A 1669-nucleotide genomic window follows, 5' to 3' on the forward strand; every position below is an offset into this window, starting at 1 on the left:
GAGCCGTACCTCCGGGGGCCGTTCGCCGAACTCCGGGCGGACGACGAGCAACTGGCCGACGGCCCGGTTGCCGCCGAGCACGGCACCGGTGTCCCAGCCGGGGGCGCCGGCGCCGTAGGCCGTCTCCTGGTCGATCAGGGTACGGCCCGCGCGGCGCACCGTCAGCCGGCTGCGCAGCGCCCCCGTCTCCTCGCCGCTGCGCCCGAGGACCTGCTCCTCACGGAGGACGAGGCGGGCGGTGGGGGCGAGGTCGACGGTGGTGGTCATGCGCAGATCGCTGCCCGCGGCGGAGATCAGTGGTTCGGGCAGCCAGTCGAGCACCGCGCCGTCGCCGACGGTCAGCCGTACGTCGTAGGTGGCGCTCTCGCCCGTACGGCCGGGGAGGGCGACGGTCGCGGCGACGGCGGTGATCTCCAGGGCGGCGCCCGCCTCGGCGGTGGCCTCGACGCGCAGCCGGTCGCCGCCGAGCGGGGCGCTCATGGCGCCCACCACGCAGACCCGGGCCGTGTGCCCCCGCCCGCGGACGCGGCGCAGCGCGAAGGGTCCCGCGCCGTCCAGGACCGGCAGCCGGGTGGTGCCCGTGGTGTCGGCGCGGGCGACGATACGGGCGGTGGCGTGCAGCCCGGACGGGGACGGCGGCGCGGCGGGCGGCCCGAGGGGGGTGGCGGGCGCGGTGGTCATGCGGCGCCCGCTGTCCAGTCGGCGAGGCGGTCGCGGACCCAGGCGGCGACGGGGGCGACGCCGTTCTCGCTCTTGAGGGCGGTGAAGGCGACGGGGAGTTCGCCGCGCTGGGCCTTGGCGTCGCGGGCCATGCCCTCCAGGTCCACGCCGACGTAGGGGGCCAGGTCGGTCTTGTTGATGACCAGCAGGTCGGCGGTGGTGACGCCGGGGCCGCCCTTGCGGGGGATGTCGTCCCCGCCGGCGACGTCGATGACGAAGATCTGGAAGTCCACCAGGCCCTTGGAGAAGGTGGCGGTGAGGTTGTCGCCGCCGGACTCGACCAGGACCAGGTCGAGGGGGCCGACGCCGTCCTCCAGGTCCTCCACGGCCTCCAGGTTGGCGGAGATGTCGTCGCGGATGGCGGTGTGGGGGCAGGCGCCGGTCTCCACGGCGCTGATCCGCTCGGCGGGCAGTACCGCCTCGCGCAGCAGGAACTCGGCGTCCTCCCGGGTGTAGATGTCGTTGGTGACCACCGCGATGGACAGGTCGTCGCGCAGGGCGCGGCACAGGGCGGCGACGGTGGCGGTCTTGCCGGTGCCGACGGGGCCGCCGAGGCCGATGCGCAGGGCGCGACGGGTGCCGTCGGGGCGGCGGGGGTCGGCGCTGTGGGTGTGGCGCTGGGGGAAGGTTTCCTTGTGGTCGAGGTGCACGGTCTCTCCAGGTGGGTGCGGCCGCCGGGGCGGCGGGGGCTCAGGAGGCGAACAGCCGTACCGGCCAGGCGGCGTGCTGCTCGGCGGTGATGTCCAGCAGCGGTGCCGAGGCGGCGGGCAGGACGCCGGTGCCTTCGGTGGCGACGCGGGCCGCGGTCCGCGCGGCCTCGGCGGCGATCGCGTCGAGGTCGGGGGCGAGGCGGGCGAGGACGGCGGTGGCGTCGAAGGGGTCCAGGCTCAGCAGGCGGACGGCCGCGGTGGCCGGGCCGCCGATGTTTTCGTAGGCGACGGCGTACGCG

Annotated in this window: 2 protein-coding genes and 1 pseudogene; all 3 read right to left on the bottom strand. The window is 76.3% G+C overall.

The genetic code is table 11. The features are described 5' to 3' along the window. The coding region (locus tag AC51EU_RS30295; protein ID WP_496270293.1) for an urease accessory protein UreD at positions 1 to 681 on the bottom strand (681 nt) is incomplete at its 3' end. Further along, positions 678 to 1370 carry an urease accessory protein UreG gene (ureG, locus tag AC51EU_RS30300; RefSeq protein ID WP_496270294.1) on the bottom strand — a complete coding sequence of 231 codons (693 nt, stop codon included), beginning with the start codon at positions 1368 to 1370 and terminating at the stop codon, positions 678 to 680. The genes ureG and AC51EU_RS30295, both read right to left, overlap by 4 nt. Before the next feature lie 40 nt (positions 1371 to 1410). Next, a pseudogene (locus AC51EU_RS30305) lies at positions 1411 to 1669 on the bottom strand (urease accessory protein UreF); the annotation flags it as partial.

Source organism: Candidatus Streptomyces philanthi (assembly GCF_059553635.1).